The following is a 16,028-nucleotide window of genomic DNA, read 5'->3' as shown; positions in this document are numbered from 1 at the left end:
GTCGTGGATATAGATCGGCAGGTTGTTGAAGGTCCCGACCACCAGACGGTTGATGTCCTCTACACCCGTCAAGAAGGCGCCGGTGGTCACCGAGAAGCGCGCCCCGCTCGCCTCGAGTCCGCCTGCGACCTGCTCGGCGTTGGCGCCGACCAGGGTTTGGGCGACCTGATCCAGACTGATCTGATATCCGGAAAGGCGCTCGGGGAGGACGTCGACGGTCACCACCTCGCGGCGTCCGCCGACGATGAAGGCGTTGCCCGTATCCTTGACCTGCTTCACCGCCTGCAGCACGTCCTGCGCAAGCAGACGCAACTGTCCGTCGTCCACATCGGGAATGCCGTCGCTGTCGAGATCCCTGGACCACAGCGTCAGCGTGACGATCGGAACGTCGTCGATCCCCTTCGTCTTGATCAGCGGCGGCATGACCCCGGGCGGGATCTTGTCCATGTTCGAGGCGACCTTGTCGTTCACCTTGAGCAAGGAGGGGCCCATCTTCTCCCCGACCACGAACTCGACGGTCACGATCCCCTGGCCGCGCTGCGATGCGGAGTAGACGTGTTTGACGCCGGGGATCTCGCTCATCATCCGTTCCAGCGGCTGCATTGCCATATTGGCGACCTGCTGGGCCGAGGCGCCCGGATACTGCACCATGATGTCGATCATGGGCACCGAGATCTGCGGATCCTCCTGGCGCGGCGTCATGACGAGACCGAGCAGGCCCATCAACAGCATGGCGACGTAGAAGAGGGGCGAGAGCGGGGAGCGGATGAAGAATCGGGCGGTGCGCCCGGCGATTCCGAGGCTGTCCTCGTCGTACGCGGGATCCTTGCGATCCTGCGGAGGAGATGTGACGTCTTGGCTCATGTCGAATCCAGATTAACCGGGCCTGCGCCGCATCGCTGCGACATGGATTGCGCAGGCGATCGCGGTAGCGATCGCCGGGGCTGAAGGGAGCGGTTGTCAGCGATCCGCGGGTGTTCCGCTCGCCCAACCGGCGGTGACGCGGGGACCGGGATTCGTGAGTACCCTCTCGCCGGCACGCAGCCCGCTCAGAATGGTTACCATCCCGCCGGGCAGTTCCTCGCCGACGCGGATCAAGCGCAGCTGGGGCTCGCCCCGCTCGCTCAGGACGTAGACGCCGGGCAAACTGCCGTTGTAGCGCACCGCACTGCTCGGGATGACCGGATTGGCACGCGCGGGCGCATTCAGATCCGGCACCAGCACCTTGGCGTACATACCGGGCTCGGACACACCCTGCGGGAGATCGAACTTGATCTTGACGGTGTGACGCTGCGGGTCGGCCATCGGGAAGATCTGCGCCACCCGGACCGGCACGCGCCGGTTGTCCGGATCAAGCTCGGCCTGCACCATCATCCCGTCGCGCAGGCCCGGGCGCAGGCGCGCCGGGACATCGACCTCGACCTGCAGGTATTCCACGTCGGCGTAGTTGAGCATGGGTTGCCCGGGCTGGATGGTGTCGCCGACCTCGACCAGCTTGCGCACGATCACACCGTCGAAGGGCGCGATGCTGCGGGCATCGCGAATCTTCGAGTCGAGTGCCTGAAGCTCCGCCTGGAGTCGCAGCATGGCGTTTTGCGCCTCCTGGATCTGAATCCCGGAGGCGAAGAGATCCGCCGAGCGCTCGGCGGTGCGGTCGCGCTCGCCGATGAAGTTCTCGGCCGGTCCGGTGAACATCTGATCGAACAGATTCGGCAGACCCATTCCGCCCATCGCGGAGCGCGACTGGGGCGAGTAGATCTCTCTGGAGTATTGAACGCCCGCATTGCGCAGTTGGGCATCGGCGCTCGCCATCTGCGCGAGCAGCGCGCGTCGATTCGCGAGCAGCTCCTCGTCGCCGATCGCCACGAGGAGATCTTTTTCCTTGAAGGTGTCGCCCTCGCGGCCGGCGATGAAGGTGATGCGCCCCGGCAGCTGCGCGGCAAGCGTCACCTCCTTATACGGGACCACACTACCGCCCAAGGAGACGGTGGGTGCGCCCTGCGCCTGCTGAACGACGAAGGTCTCGCCGATATCGGCCTGCATCTGGGCCTGGACCAGGCCCGAGGAAACAGCCGCGGCAACGGCGAGCGTGCACGCAAAACGGGCGGTTCGAAACTCTATTGACATCGGATCGCACACCAAACGCTGGGTTTTTTGTCGCACGTCCGATCGGCGCTATGGCGTTCGGACCTGCCGTGGACACCGGACAGCCTCGTGGGTCCGGCGCTCATCCGTTGCGGATCCGCAGCATCCGAGCCCGGGCGCCTTCGGCCTGCTCAGTGCCGCGTTGTCTTTTCATTCTCCGGACGGCGCAGTGACGCAGTATGCCTTCGACAACGCTCGACATTCAAGCCGACGAATACCGGCTCGGCCCAGCACGCGCGGCAGCGAAGGGTTCGACACCGACATTCAATGCCGCCGTCGCCGTGCTCGGGAGGCCGGTCCGATCCGATTAACCCTAGCCGGCGACCGGCTATCCATCTCGCCGAACTTCAGTGTAACATCGGGCGCCATTGGAGTCGGGGCCGAATCGGCTTGGTTGCCGCGACGATTGTAGCCTGCCGGCAATCACGCCGAGCGCCTCGGACGCCGCCGATCCCGAACACTTGCCGCCACGCCTTCCCCTTGAGCGAAGCGTTTTGATCCAGATCGAGGAGCTGACCCAATGCCGTCTACCGCCGAGGCCGTTCAACAGCGCATGCAGGAGCTGGAGTCTCATCTGGAGCAAGAGAACCCGGTCCTGCTCAGTGCCGTGCAGAACTTCCGGGCGATCGACCGCGTGGCCTATGGGACGGGCCTGCTCGATACCAATCAGTCATTCGCGACCCAGATCCCCTGGTGGCCGCTGATCTCGATCCTGGGCACCTTCTCCGCGGGCAAATCGACCTTCATCAATTATTTTCTCGGCCAGAAACTGCAACGCACCGGTAATCAGGCCGTCGACGACCGCTTCACCGTCATCGTCTACAGCCCCGAAACGGTCAGTCATTCGCTTCCGGGTGTCTCGCTCGACTCGGACCCGCGCTTCCCCTTCTATCAAATGTCGCACGACATCGAGCAGGTCGCCGGCGGTGAAGGCAAACGCATCGATGCCTATCTGCAGCTCAAGACCTGCTGCAGCGAACGTCTGCGCGGCAAGATCCTGATCGACTCGCCCGGCTTCGACGCCGATGCCCAGCGCACGGCGATCCTGCGCATCAGCGATCACATGATCGGTCTGTCCGACCTGGTCCTGGTGTTTTTCGACGCGCGTCATCCCGAGCCGGGTGCCATGCGCGACACCCTCAAGCACCTGGTGAAGGACACCATCCACCGCGCCGATTCGGGTAAGTTTCTTTACATCCTCAATCAGCTCGACACCGCAGCCAACGAGGACAACCCGGAAGACGTGGTCGCAGCCTGGCTGCGCGCGATCGGCGAGGCCGGCCTGACCGCGGGCCGCTTTTACACCATCTACAATCCGGACGCCGCGAACACCATCCCGGACGAGCACAAGCGCCGGCGCTTCGAGAAGAAGCGCGACGAAGACCTCGGCGAGATCTTCCTGCGCATGGAGCGCGTGGAGATCGAGCGCGCCTATCGCATCATCGCGGCCTTGCGCGAGACCGCCAACGCCTTCGGGCACGAGGCGGTGCCCCTGCTGCAAAGCGCCGTGCGGCGCTGGCGCGCCCGCACCCTGACCGTCAATGCGGCACTCATCGCGCTTGTCGGTATGTTGTTTCTATATTGGAGTATCGGCGCCGGTCATTGGGTCGGGCTTTCCTACGAACCCGCCTGGCTGGAGGTGCTGACGAGCCAGGTCCCGTGGGGCCGCGATGCCTTGATCGGGGTGTTGATTGCGCTTGCCGTCGGCACCCATTTCGCCGTCCGCAAACTGGCTGCAATGAGTGTCGAACCCTGGCTGAGAAAGCAGGTTGCACGCAAGAACCCGCCGGGAAATCTGATGTCTGCCTTTAGGAAGAACACCCGTTTCTACCGCCCGGTCATCATCGGACGGCCGATCGGCTGGAGCGGCAAGCCCCGCGCACAGATCAACGAGGTCCTTCAGAACTGCGAGAACTTCGTGCAGACGCTCAACGAGCGCTATACCAACCCCAAAGGACTGAAGGAATCGCCGCACAAACCTCACAGCGTGCACTTCCCGGAAGATCCGGCGGGCACCTCCGGCACGAAGGCGCGCTCCGCGGCTTGATCGAACGGCGACTGCAGGTGACACGATGAGCATCCGAACACCCGAGCACGCGTCCCGACCCGCCATCGAGGTCCCGCCGCACCCGCAATGGCCTGCTCTGAGCACGCCCGAGAAGAATGCGCTCACGGACCGGATCAAGGCCCTGCTCAAGGCGCAGGATGCGGTCCTGGTCGCGCATTACTACACGGATGCCGATCTTCAGGCGCTCGCCGAGGAGACCGGCGGATGTGTCTCGGACTCATTGGAAATGGCGCGCTTCGGCGCCGCCAGCAGCGCGCAAACGCTGGTGGTCTGCGGCGTTCGCTTCATGGGCGAGACGGCGAAGATCCTCAATCCCGAGAAGCGGATCCTGATGCCGGATCTTCGCGCCACCTGCTCGCTCGATGAAGGCTGTCCGGCCGACGCCTTCGGGGACTTCTGCGATGCCCACCCGGACCACACCGTCGTGGTCTATGCCAACACGAGCGCAGCGGTGAAGGCCCGGTCAGACTGGGTCGTCACATCCAGCATCGCACTTCCCGTCGTCGCCTATCTCGCCGAGCAGGGCGATAAGATCCTCTGGGCGCCCGACAAGCATCTCGGCCACTATGTCCAGCGCATGACCGGAGCGGACATGTTGCTCTGGGACGGCGCCTGCGTGGTTCACGAAGAGTTTAAATCGTTCGCGCTCGAGCGCGTGCGTAAGCTCCATCCCGAGGCGGCGGTGCTGGTGCACCCCGAGTCCCCGAGCGAAGTCGTGGATCAGGCCGACGTGGTCGGCTCGACCACCCAGCTCATCAAGGCCGTGGTCGAGATGCCGAACCGGGAGTTCATCGTCGCGACGGACGCCGGGATCTTCTGGAAGATGCACCAGCTCGCACCCGGGAAGACCTTGATCCCGGCCCCGACGGCCGGCGAAGGCGCGACCTGCGAAAGTTGCGCGCATTGCCCATGGATGGCCATGAATGCATTGCAGAATCTGGAGCAGGTCCTGCTCAATGGTGACCAGGAGATCCTGATTGATCCGGCACTCGGCAAACAAGCGCTGGTGCCGATTCGCCGCATGCTCGACTTCGCGCGCGAGCGCGGGATCGGAGCACGACGCGACGCCGACTAAACCGCACCGCCTCCAACGGCCGTCGAGTCCGCCGAGGCCGATCCGATCCAAAGACATCGCATACCGCGCCGGGCGCGATTCAAGACCCGATCGATCCGCTTATTCCGGCCCCCGCACCGGCCGGCCTCCTCGAAACCATGACCGATCAGCGAACGCTTGCCCACCTTGGCAAGCACGGTGCGGATGCCGTAACATCGATTACGAATCGTCAAAGAATAAACGCCTGTCCGGCGTTCAAAAGAATAAGAGCCGTGACGGCCGACGACGTCCACCAGTCGTCGCCGTAAAGAGGATGTCTATGTCTGAAGCCCGCAAATCCACGCGCAGGACGTCGCTTGTCGTCTTGGCACTGGTGTTTCTGGCGGGGATCGGATTTGCCGGTGCAATGTCCGGCGGTCTGGCCTATTCGAACCGCATGGAGCTCTGCGTCTCCTGCCACAGCCTGCAGGTACCCTACGCCGAGTATCAGGAGACGGTTCACTACAAGAATGCCTCCGGTGTCCAGGCCACCTGCTCGGACTGTCATGTGCCGCGGGAATTTCTCCCGAAGCTCCACGCCAAGATCATGGCCGCCAAGGATGTTTACCACGAATTGATCGGCACGATCGATACCCCGGAGAAGTTCGAGGCACAGCGCTGGGCGATGGCGAATCGCGTCTGGGACAGGATGAAGGCGAACGACTCGCGCACCTGCAGGAGCTGTCATGAGTTCTCCGATATGGACCTGTCGGCCCAGGGCCGATCCGCCCGCAGCCGACACGGCGCGGCCGAGGATCGCGGCCAGACCTGCATCGATTGTCACAAGGGGATCGCCCATCATCTGCCCGACGAGCCGGAAGAGCCGACGCCCGCCGAGCCTGCGAAAGCGCCCTTAGAGGACACCCAAGCGGCATCCGAATCAACCCGGAGTCCAGGCGGAACGACCAAGCCCGCGAATCCGGACGCCGCCTGAGCGAGCCATGCAGCGAACACGCCGAGGACGGTCATGAGTGTCATCCAGCTTCCGAAGCCACATCCACGGGCTATCGGCTTACTCCTGCTGCTCCTCGGCGTGTTGCTGCTCGCCGACGTGCAGGCGGCCGATCCCGCGAGCCCCGATCCAGGCAAGGAGCTGCGCCTCGCCGCCATGATCGGCGACACCGAGGCCGTCGCCGCCTTGCTCGATCAAGGGGTCCCGGTCGATTCGGCCAACGAGTTCGGCAAGACGGCCCTGATGATCGCCGTGGAATCCGACGACCTCGAGACAGTTGCCCTACTCCTGACGCGAGGAGCCAACGTCAATGCCCGTACCGTTGCCAGCTGCACGCCGCTCACCTTCGCCGCGGAGCACGGCAATATCGCCATCACCGCCGTCTTGATCGAGCGCGGAGCCAACGTACACGACCGAACCCGCAGCGGCTGGGATCCCTTGATGATCGCCTCGCGCTACGGGATCTCGGACATGGCCGAGCAGCTGCTCTTTCGCGGCGCCGACCCCAAGGCATCCGACGGGGACGGGCGAACGGCCCTCATGTTGGCCGCCGCGCATGGGCAGGTCGAGGTCGTCGACCTACTGATCGAAGCCGGTGCGGAGCTCGAGTCGAGAGACAAGGAGGGAGAGACGGCGCTCCTCATCGCCGCGGACGCGGGACAGTGGCACGTGGCGAAGGCCCTGCTCGACGCAGGTGCCGACGTCGATGCCCGCGACGGACTCGGCGCAACGCCGCTGATCCTGGCCGTCAGCCAAGACCATCCGGACGCCGCCCGGCTCCTGCTCGAGCACGGTGCGGATCCGAACCTTCAGGACGAGGACGGCACCACCGCCCTGATGGAAGCGGTCGTCACGGACCACGCGGAGCTGATTCGACTCCTGTTGAGCTATCGCGCCGATCCCGCTTTGACCAACCGCGACGGGCTCACCGCCGTGGACCTGGCGGAGCAACGAGGCAATCAAGAAGCCGCCGCGCTCTTGGCGCAGCGACCGAGCAGCCCCTGAGGCCGTCATCCGACCGACGCGGCCCGGGGCGACATCGAATGCACCGAGGGACGCAACAAGGACGCCCCTTCTGCATCGCGGCATCGAGCGCCGCGCGTTACCGACACCACCCAACGACCATTTTGGAGGAAGCATGGCCACGATATCACCAAGATTGGCCCTACTTGCCGGCGCACTCGCGCTCGGCATGTCCTCGGGAGCCAATGCCGACGCCACCGCATCGATGCTCGCCAACACCTGCGCCGGCTGTCACGGCACGCTCGGCCAAAGTGCCGGCCCGGCATCGCCCATCATCGCCGGAATCAACCGGGTTGTTTTCGTCGACATGATGCAGGGCTACAAGAGCGGCGACATCTACTCGACGATCATGGGCCGCATCGCCAAGGGGTATACGGACGAGGAATTCGAGAAGATGGCCGAATTCTTCAACACCCAGGAGTTCAAGCCCGCTCGGCAGGACTACGACAAGGCGCTTGTGGATCAGGGTGCGAAGCTGCACGACAAATACTGCGAGAACTGCCATGCCGAGGGCGGCATCCCGTTGCGCGATCCGGAGACCGGTGAAGATGCCGAGGATTTCTATCTCCTCGCCGGTCAGTGGACGCCCTACCTCGAATTCACCATGTCTGACTTCCGGGAGGACCGTCGCGAAATCCCCAAGAAGATGAAAAGCAAGCTGGATGATCTGCTCGAGAAGGACGGAGACGCAGGTCTCGCCGCCGTGTTTGCTTTCTACGCGAGCCAGCAGTAACGCCACCGGAGGAGAAAACGGAATGAAGATCAACAGACGTGATTTCGTAAAGGTAGCCGGTGCCGCAACGGCGGTCGGCTTGGTCGGCGCTCCCCACCTCGCGCTCGGCGCGACCCAAAAGGTCGTGATCGTCGGCGGCGGGACCGGTGGTGCGACGGCAGCCAAGTACATCAAGATGGCCGATTCGAGCATCGACGTGACGGTCATCGAGCCCAACAAGGAATACATCACCTGCTATCTGAGCAACGAGGTGCTCGGCGGCGATCGCACCCTCGACAGCCTCAAGGTGGGCTACGACGGACTCAAGGCACACGGTATCAACGTCGTGCATGAGAAGGCAACCGGGATCGACGCCGAAAAGAAGGTGGTGAAGACCGAGGGCGGCACCGAATTCGGCTTCGACCGCTGCATCGTGGCACCCGGGATTGAGCTCCTGTACGACAAGGTCGAAGGCTACAGCGAAGAAGCCGCGCAGAAGCTGCCCCATGCCTGGAAGGCGGGCGAGCAGACCATGATCCTGCGCAAGCAGCTCGAGGATATGGAAGACGGCGGCGTGGTCGTCATCTCCGCCCCGGCCAACCCCTTCCGCTGCCCGCCCGGCCCCTACGAGCGCGCCAGCCAGATCGCGCATTACTTCAAGGCCAATAAGCCGAAGTCGAAGGTCATCATCCTCGACGCCAAGCAGGCTTTCTCCAAGCAAGGTCTCTTCACCAAGGCGTGGGAACGGCTTTACGGCTACGGGACGGACAATGCGCTGATTGAATGGCGACCCGGTCCGGATGCCGCCGTGGCCTCGGTGAATGTCGACGGTATGACCGTCGAGACCGGCTTCGGCGACGAGATCAAGGCCGCCGTCATCAATATCATACCGCCGCAGCGCGCCGGCGAGATCGCGCAGATCTCCGGACTCGCGGACGACGGTGGCTGGTGCCCTGTCGACCCCAAGACCTTCGAGTCGAAGCTGCAGAGCGGCGTGCATGTGATCGGCGATGCCTGTATCGCCGGCGCCATGCCCAAGTCGGCCTATGCCGCCAACAGCCAGGCGAAGGTCGCCGCAGCTGCGGTGGTCGCGATGCTCAAGGGTGAAGAGCCTGGGACGCCCTCCTACGTCAACACCTGCTACTCGATCGTCGGTACCGACTACGGCATCTCGGTCGCGGGCGTCTATCGTCTGTCGGCCGACGGGAGCGCCATCGAGGACGTCAAGTTCGCGGGACCGGACGGCACGGAAGTAACCGCCGGCGGCGTCACCCCTGCCGATGCCCCGGATTGGGCACTCGCTCGCGAGGTTCAATATGCCTACAGTTGGTACAAGAACATCGTCGGGGATTCTTTCGGCTGACGCTTGAACCCGCTTGCGCTGCGGATGGCATCCAAGCGGGAATTCAATCCGGTCATTGCAGCAGCGTAAAACGTAAAGGGGCCGAAAGGCCCCTTTTTTTGGGTTTGTCGTTTCCTGAACCGCATCGACTCGAGCGCTGCTCGATTCACGCAACGCCGCGAGCCGATGCGACAACATCGTCTGCTTGGACGGGTCGCGGTTCAGCCCTGCTGCATCAGGATCCGCAGATCCAGCACCGCCGCATTGGCGCGCGAGATATAGGACGCCATCACCAGCGAGTGATTGGCCAGGAAGCCGTAGCCGTGCCCGTTGAGCACGATCGGGCTGGCCATCGGCTTGCTCGCCCCTTCGAGGTCGCGAATGATCTGCTGTATCGAGACGTCCGCGTTCTTGGACGCCAGAATCTCCGCAAAGTCGATGGAGATCGCCCGCATCATGTGCAACAAAGCCCAAGTGTAGCCGCGGGCCTCGTAGTAGGTGTCGTCGACCAGGTGCCAGGGCGTGGCCGATCCACCCGAGTCGATCCGCACCTCGTCCACCGCATCATTTTCATCGACGTTCTGCACCAAGGCGGCGGTCAGCTCGTGATCCCCCACGCTCGCACTCAAGCGCAGCGCAAGGCTGCCGAGTCGTTTTTCGACGATTGCGAGATAGGACGCGAGATTGTCCGCGCGGGCGTAGAAACGCGCACTTCGGTCTTCACCGGTGGAGAGATCGCGCATGAAGAGGCGCAAAGCATCGATGGCTTGACGATATTCATCCTCGGCCGACGGAAGGAGCCAAGAGGAAGCATCGATCGCGAACTTTACGTCGGCACGCTTCGCATTGTCATTTTCGATGGACTGGGTCTGGGATCGACTGAAATCGTTGCGAAGCGCATGCACCGAATCGCGAAGCTCCTTGAGCGCGCCGTACTCCCAGTTCGGCATGTTGTCCAGATACAGGCCCGGCGGGGTCAGGTCGTTGTAGAGAAAGCCGCCGCTCTTATCCACGAGGGTCTCCGCAACGCCGATCGCCGCGGCCACGACCGCCGTACCCGGCACGGGCTTGCCGCCGGAGTCCGCCAGCGCTTCTGCCTTGAGGGCTGCCACATCGAAGGCAGGTGGCTGGCGCGACCAGACAATGCCGAGTGCGAGCACCACGACGGCGTACAGGACAAGCCCGATCCCCACGATGCGCAGTGCTGAGGGGCGCGAGCCCGTCCGCACGCGCGAACCGGTATCCGACGGGTTCGGCTGATCGGCCTTGTTTGGGCTCGGCCCGTGTTCACTGCGGGTATCCGGACCCAGCGGCGCCATGGCCGGTTTTTCGTTCATGAAAGACTCCTGTAGGTTATGGTGAATTCAGTGGACCGGCGGAGACAAGAGGCCCTCGGCCGCAAAGGAAACAGTTGTCGCCGCCCCCGGAGCAACGCCTCGGCTCGCACTTGGGCGCGTGAAGCGGATGGTGTCGGGCGCGGTCGTGCCGCCCGAAATGACGAAGGTCATGGCCTCGTCGACCGACCAGTCCTGAGGGACGATTCGATCCAAAGGCACGATCTCGAGATAGCCGCTCGTCGGATTCGGCGCCGTCGGGACATAGACCGCCGCCAACTCGATGCCGCTCTCCCGGTCGATCATGGTGTGCGTGTGAAATCCGACGGTCTTCATCTCGCTATGAGGGAATTCGATCAATACGACCTTTTGCGGTTTCTCGACCCCGTCGCTCCGAAACGCCTCGACGAGCCTCTTCGTCGCTCCATAAACCGTGGTGACGAGCGGGATACGCTTGAGCCCGTCCTCGACACTGGAGAAGATCTTGCGCCCGATCAGATGAGTCACCGCCCATCCCAGGAGATACAACATCAAAAGCGTTAGCGTGATTGCGAGCGCCGAGGACAGCCAGGGAACTTCCAAGATCCAGCGAGCCATGTCCGGCGACAGCGGCCGCACGGCATTGGCGAGGATAATCACCTTGGGTCGTCCGAGCCCCGAGAGTAGGTCGAGAAAAAACAAGAAGACAAGGGAGGTCACCATGAGGGGGATCACGGTCACCACCCCGGTGAGTAGATTTCTCCGAAAATGGGTCATCGATGTCCTGTGTTTTCGCGGCAAAACGCGCGCTGTGGTTTCGACCGACCACATCGCTCGAAAATCCGACGGCCCGAGAATTTCCCCAGAGTCTAAGGTCTTTCTCTCGATGCGGCTACAAACCCTTCTTAAATGCGATGTGTTTTGCAATTAACAATTCGTCTTTTACGGGATTTTCCTTCGCTTTATCTGTCTGCGTGTGGAATTTTATTCGATCCCCATTGGAGTGTTGCCGACGACGCCCCATCTTGGTGCTTCGGCGACATAAAAGCGCCTTTCAGCCGTTACTCCGGCCCGGTCGAGGAGTTTCGACATCCGCCGGCAGCTCGTGTGCCGAGCATCGACAACCGAATACAGAGATCCGAAGCCCAGACCCATGAATCGACACCGCGTCTTCGTACATCCTCGAGCCGCAATCGCACGAGCGATCGGCTTCGCGTTCGTCTGGCTGATCTTGGTCGGGCCGGATGCAGCGTCGTGGATCATCGGCGGACCTTTCGTCGTCGCGGCGACACTGGCAAGCCTGAGACTGTCCGAGCCCCGGGACCGAAAACTGTCGCTGTCGAGCTTGGCCCGATTCATCCCGTATTTCCTCGTCGAGTCGCTGCGCGGGGGACTCGATGTCGCTGCGCGCGTGCTCATCCCGCGCATGCGCGTGCAACCCGGGAATCAAGAGTATCGTGTGAGACTGACACATCCGGAGGCGCGGCTGGTCTTCATCGACAGCATCAGTCTCTTGCCCGGCACGCTTAGCGCGGATCTGCGCGGGGATCTGGTGACGGTGCACGCGCTCGACGTCCGTACGGACGTGGTGGAGGGTCTGGCGACGCTCGAGCGGCGCGTCGCCGCCCTGTTCGGAGAATCACTTGCCCCTCTTTCGGACCGGACGACGGCGGAGCAATCCCTTGCGGACGGGGCATCGTCGCTTGAGGCGCCCACGAAGCAAGACGATCGCCCATGAGTCTCTTTCTGATGATCGTCGCGCTGGTGCTGATGGCCGGAATCGCTGCCGGGCTGATCCGCGTCGCCATCGGCCCGACCCCGTCGGACCGCATGATGGCCGCGCAGTTGATGGGGACCTCGGGAATCGGCATGATTCTGCTCCTTGCCCCGGTGCTCGAAGTCCCGGCGCTGATCGACGTTGCGCTGATCTTCGCGCTGCTCGCCGCCGTCGCCGTCACAGCCTTCACTCGGCGGCGTCTTACGAACCACGGAGACTGATTCGATGGATCCGGTAGCGCTCCTGTCCGGCGCCTTCCTGCTGGTCGGCGCGTTCTTCTTCATCGCGGGTACGGTCGGTCTGATCCGCCTACCCGACCGCTTCAGTCGGCTCCACGCACTGACCAAGGCCGACAATGTCGGTCTGGGCTTTGTCGTGATCGGGCTGATGCCGCTGGCGCCCGACCTCTTTTACGGCCTGAAGCTCGTCTTGGTCTGGCTGCTCGTGGTGATCGCGGGAGCGACAGGCGCGCATCTCATCGCCAAGCGCGCGCTGCGCGGCGACGGCGAGGACGTGCTGTGAACGCCCTTCTCACCGTCTTCGATCTGTTGCTGACCTTGACCCTGCTCGGCCTTGCCGTCGTCACCGTCACGAGCCGCGAGCCGCGGCGGGCGGTGATCCTCTTCATCGCGTTCGGACTGCTGCTCGCGCTGGTTTGGGCGCGGCTTCGGGCGCCCGATTTGGCCCTTGCGGAGGCCGCGATCGGGGCCGGCCTCAGCGGCGCCTTGATGCTCGCCGCAGCCCGACGGGCCTCGGGCCGCAAGATTGCCCGGGCCGACGACGTCAAGGCCGAGGACGCGCCGTGATTCGGCCGCTGGAGCACATCATCATCCCGCTCGGGCTGCTCGCCATCGGCGGGCTGCTCGGCTGGTCCTTCTTTCTGGCGGTCACGGGCGATGCGGGTGAACGGCTCGCGACCGTCGCACTGTCGCGCGTTCCCGACAGCGGCGTGTCCAACCCGGTCACCTCGGTCCTGCTGAACTTCCGCGCCTACGACACCCTGTTGGAGTTGGCCGTGCTCTTGGCCGCCCTCCTCGGCATCTGGTCTCTCGGAACGGCCGCCCCCGGCTTTCAACCGGCCGCGAGCGTCCTCGACGGCATGGTCGCCGGGTTTGTGCCCCTGTTGATCCTCTCGGCCGGGTACATGCTGTGGGTCGGCGCCTACGCACCGGGAGGTGCCTTTCAGGCCGGCGCCCTCCTGGGCTCGGCCGGCGTCATGCTCGCGCTCGCCGGACATCCCAACGCAGGGCTTCCTTCCGAAAGCAGACTGCGCCTCCTCGTGGCGCTCGGCGTCTTCGTCTTCGCCATGACGGGTCTGCTGCTCATGGTCGCGGGCGACGGCTTTCTGACCTACCCCCCGGGCCTCGCAAAATGGCTCATCCTGACGATCGAGACGGCAGCCACCCTGGCCATCGGCGCGACCCTGGCTGCGGCCTACTTGGGCGGCCGTCCCGCCGCGCACCCCAAAACCGGAAAGTCGGCATGACCGGTGACGTCCTCTACGCCCAGCTCCTCTACGGCGGATCCGGGATCCTGCTGGTGCTCCTCGGGCTCTGGTCGTTTCTCGTGCATGCGCCGCTGCTGCGCAAGCTGATCGCGATCAACCTGATGGGGGCCGGTGTCTTCCACATCCTGGTCGGCATCGCCTATCGCGGGATCGACACCCCGCCGGATCCGGTCCCGCACGCCTTGGTCCTGACCGGGATCGTGGTTGCCGTCAGCGCTACCGCACTCGCCTTAGCGTTCGGCAAACGATTGGATCAGGACGATGATTGACGCACTGCCCCTGGCGGTCACGCTGCCTCTGATCGGTGCCTTCGCGGTCACTGTCTCGCCCGGGCATGCGCGCGGCTTGGGCCTCTTGGCCGCGGTGCTCACGGCCGCAAGCGCCCTGTCGGTGACGGCGGCGGTCTGGAGCGACGGCGTCCTGAGGGCCGATCTCGGCGGCTGGGGCGTCCCGCTCGGCATCGCCTTGGAGGCCGATGGACTCTCGGCGGCCTTCCTGGCGATGGCCAATGTGGTCGCCCTCGCCGTCAGCGTCTATGCCGGGGGGTACTTCAAGCAGGAGAGCGCGCGCCATTTCTGGCCCCTCTGGATGTTGCTGTGGAGCGCCTTGAACGGCCTGTTCCTCGCGGCCGATCTGTTCAATCTCTACGTGACGCTGGAGCTACTCGGCCTCTCCGCCGCCGCCTTGGGCGCACTCACCGGGACGCGCGAGGCGGTCGCCGCGAATCTGCGTTATCTCTTGGTGGGCCTGCTCGGCTCCATGAGCTATCTGCTCGGCGTCACGCTCATCTACGCCGCCTACGGGGTACTGGATATCGGCCTGGTCGCCGAGGCGATCGAGCCGGGACCGGTCGCCTGGACCGCCATGACCCTGATGATCGGCGGACTGATCCTCAAAGCAGCGCTCTTCCCGATGCACTTCTGGCTCCCGCCCGCACACGCCAACGCCCCGGCACCGGTCAGTGCCGCCTTGTCCGCCCTGGTGGTGAAGGCCGCCTTCTATCTGGCCTTGCGTCTCTGGCTCGACGTCTTCGCGCCGGTGCTCAACGAAGCCGCCGCGAACCTACTCGGCATTCTCGGCGCCGCAGCGGTCGTCTGGGGATCTTGGCGTGCGCTGCGCGCCGAACGGCTCAAGCTACTCGCGGCCTATTCCACCGTCGCTCAGATGGGCTATCTCTTCATCGCCTTCCCCCTGCTGGCCGCGACCCCGCCCGGCCTGGCCCGCGAGAATCTCCTGGCCGCCGTCGTCTTGCTCGCCTTGACCCACGGCTTCGCCAAGGCCGGGTTCTTCCTCGCCGCCGGGATGGTGCAGAAGACCGCCGGCCACGACCGGATCGACGACCTCGGCGGTGCAGCGCAGGCACTGCCCGCGGCCACCTTTGCGATCGGATTGGCCGGTGTCGCCCTCATCGGTCTGCCGCCGAGCGGGACCTTTCTCGCCAAGTGGGCGATGCTCGAGCAGGCGATGATCCTGGGGCTCTGGTGGTGGCTGGTGGTGATGATGATCGGTACCCTGCTCGCGGCCGCCTACATCTTTAGGGTGCTGAGCCGGGCCTTCAATCGCGAGCCCACGCCCTATCGTTTCGTCAACGACGCCCGCACCGAGCTCCCGGCGCTCCTGCTCGGGCTGATCGCGACCTTCGGGCTCGGGATCGCAGCCCAGCCGCTGTGGGTCTTGCTCGAGCAGGGGGCCTTCGGATGAGCTTCGACACCTGGCTGCCGGCCGCGATCCTCCTGAGCTCGATGATCCCGGGCATGCTGATCTTCCTGTTGCGCGAAGAAAGTCACCGGCTGCGTACCCTATTGAACATGACCGGGGCGCTGGTCAAGGTAGGCCTGGTGATCTGGATGATCGGCGGCGTCTACGACGGACACAACTACGAGACCCGCTGGACGCTCGTTCCCGGCCTGGACCTGGTGCTCAGGGCCGACGCCCTGTCGGTCCTCTTCGTCGCCTTGTCCACGCTCCTGTGGTTGGTGACGACCATCTATGCGATCGGTTATCTCGAGCACTCGCCGAACCGCAGCCGATTCTTCGGTTTCTTCAGCGTCTGCGTCTCGGCGACGGTCGGTATCGCCCTGTCCGGAAATCTCCTC

At 64.2% G+C, this 16,028-nt stretch carries 17 protein-coding genes and 1 pseudogene; 14 read left to right on the top strand and 4 right to left on the bottom strand.

Translation table 11 applies throughout. The annotated features are described in order from the left end of the window. Window positions 1–864 (bottom strand): efflux RND transporter permease subunit (locus tag VLR48_RS01115; RefSeq protein ID WP_325290011.1); only part of this gene is annotated, 864 nt, incomplete at its 3' end. Window positions 865–960: 96 nt separating this feature from the next. Beyond that, complete coding sequence (locus VLR48_RS01110; RefSeq protein ID WP_325290012.1) at window positions 961–2,043, bottom strand: efflux RND transporter periplasmic adaptor subunit; 1,083 nt, start codon at window positions 2,041–2,043, stop codon at window positions 961–963. A 622-nt stretch (window positions 2,044–2,665) separates the two neighbouring features. On the opposite strand from VLR48_RS01110, the gene VLR48_RS01105 reads away from it, so the two are divergent. The 6 genes from VLR48_RS01105 (at window position 2,666) to VLR48_RS01080 (ending at window position 9,356) form a co-directional block, all read left to right on the top strand. Next, window positions 2,666–4,192 (top strand): dynamin family protein, encoded by a 1,527-nt coding sequence (locus tag VLR48_RS01105; protein WP_325290010.1) that lies wholly within the window; start codon window positions 2,666–2,668, stop codon window positions 4,190–4,192. A gap of 25 nt (window positions 4,193–4,217) precedes the next feature. After that, entirely contained in the window at window positions 4,218–5,288 is a 1,071-nt protein-coding gene (gene nadA / locus VLR48_RS01100; RefSeq protein WP_325290009.1) for a quinolinate synthase NadA, read from the top strand. Window positions 5,289–5,586: 298 nt separating this feature from the next. After that, window positions 5,587–6,240, top strand: a complete 654-nt coding sequence (locus VLR48_RS01095; protein ID WP_325290008.1) for a NapC/NirT family cytochrome c — start codon at window positions 5,587–5,589, stop codon at window positions 6,238–6,240. 33 nt (window positions 6,241–6,273) lie between these two features. Continuing rightward, window positions 6,274–7,263 (top strand): ankyrin repeat domain-containing protein, encoded by a 990-nt coding sequence (locus tag VLR48_RS01090; RefSeq protein ID WP_325290007.1) that lies wholly within the window; start codon window positions 6,274–6,276, stop codon window positions 7,261–7,263. Window positions 7,264–7,396: 133 nt separating this feature from the next. Then, window positions 7,397–8,014, top strand: a complete 618-nt coding sequence (locus VLR48_RS01085) for a cytochrome c4 (protein WP_325290006.1) — start codon at window positions 7,397–7,399, stop codon at window positions 8,012–8,014. Between the two features lie 22 nt (window positions 8,015–8,036). Next, window positions 8,037–9,356: an FCSD flavin-binding domain-containing protein gene (locus VLR48_RS01080; protein ID WP_325290005.1), complete on the top strand. Its 1,320-nt coding sequence runs from the start codon at window positions 8,037–8,039 to the stop codon at window positions 9,354–9,356. Between the two features lie 200 nt (window positions 9,357–9,556). Here VLR48_RS01080 and VLR48_RS01075 read toward each other — a convergent pair whose 3' ends face one another. Together VLR48_RS01075 and VLR48_RS01070 are read right to left on the bottom strand one after the other, a co-directional pair. Beyond that, on the bottom strand, window positions 9,557–10,672 hold the full coding sequence (locus VLR48_RS01075) for a DUF2333 family protein (protein ID WP_325290004.1): 1,116 nt from the start codon (window positions 10,670–10,672) through the stop codon (window positions 9,557–9,559). A gap of 27 nt (window positions 10,673–10,699) precedes the next feature. Further along, complete coding sequence (locus VLR48_RS01070; protein ID WP_325290003.1) at window positions 10,700–11,425, bottom strand: DUF502 domain-containing protein; 726 nt, start codon at window positions 11,423–11,425, stop codon at window positions 10,700–10,702. A gap of 376 nt (window positions 11,426–11,801) precedes the next feature. On the opposite strand from VLR48_RS01070, the gene VLR48_RS01065 reads away from it, so the two are divergent. The 8 genes and pseudogenes from VLR48_RS01065 to VLR48_RS01030 all read left to right on the top strand — a co-directional run. Continuing rightward, the gene (locus VLR48_RS01065; protein WP_325290002.1) at window positions 11,802–12,386 is read left to right on the top strand and encodes a Na+/H+ antiporter subunit E; all 585 of its coding nucleotides are present in this window, start codon (window positions 11,802–11,804) and stop codon (window positions 12,384–12,386) included. Further along, complete coding sequence (locus VLR48_RS01060) at window positions 12,383–12,646, top strand: monovalent cation/H+ antiporter complex subunit F (protein ID WP_325290001.1); 264 nt, start codon at window positions 12,383–12,385, stop codon at window positions 12,644–12,646. Before VLR48_RS01065 ends, VLR48_RS01060 begins: the two co-directional genes overlap by 4 nt. Window positions 12,647–12,650: 4 nt before the next feature. Further along, window positions 12,651–12,947 (top strand): monovalent cation/H(+) antiporter subunit G, encoded by a 297-nt coding sequence (locus tag VLR48_RS01055; protein ID WP_325290000.1) that lies wholly within the window; start codon window positions 12,651–12,653, stop codon window positions 12,945–12,947. Continuing rightward, window positions 12,944–13,231 (top strand): DUF4040 domain-containing protein, encoded by a 288-nt coding sequence (locus tag VLR48_RS01050; protein WP_325289999.1) that lies wholly within the window; start codon window positions 12,944–12,946, stop codon window positions 13,229–13,231. The genes VLR48_RS01055 and VLR48_RS01050 overlap by 4 nt, the downstream gene beginning before the upstream one ends. Next, window positions 13,228–13,911, top strand: coding sequence for an MnhB domain-containing protein (locus VLR48_RS01045; RefSeq protein ID WP_325289998.1), 684 nt, complete (start codon window positions 13,228–13,230; stop codon window positions 13,909–13,911). Before VLR48_RS01050 ends, VLR48_RS01045 begins: the two co-directional genes overlap by 4 nt. Beyond that, window positions 13,908–14,201, top strand: coding sequence for an NADH-quinone oxidoreductase subunit K (locus tag VLR48_RS01040; protein ID WP_325289997.1), 294 nt, complete (start codon window positions 13,908–13,910; stop codon window positions 14,199–14,201). The genes VLR48_RS01045 and VLR48_RS01040 overlap by 4 nt, the downstream gene beginning before the upstream one ends. Further along, window positions 14,194–15,633: a complex I subunit 5 family protein gene (locus VLR48_RS01035; RefSeq protein WP_325289996.1), complete on the top strand. Its 1,440-nt coding sequence runs from the start codon at window positions 14,194–14,196 to the stop codon at window positions 15,631–15,633. Before VLR48_RS01040 ends, VLR48_RS01035 begins: the two co-directional genes overlap by 8 nt. Next, window positions 15,630–16,028, top strand: a pseudogene (locus VLR48_RS01030) (monovalent cation/H+ antiporter subunit D family protein); the annotation flags it as partial. The gene VLR48_RS01035 and the pseudogene VLR48_RS01030, both read left to right, overlap by 4 nt.

It is taken from the genome of Thiocapsa sp. (genome assembly GCF_035467215.1).
Lineage (GTDB): Bacteria > Pseudomonadota > Gammaproteobacteria > Chromatiales > Chromatiaceae > Thiocapsa.
This window is presented reverse-complemented; position numbering and strand designations above follow the sequence as displayed.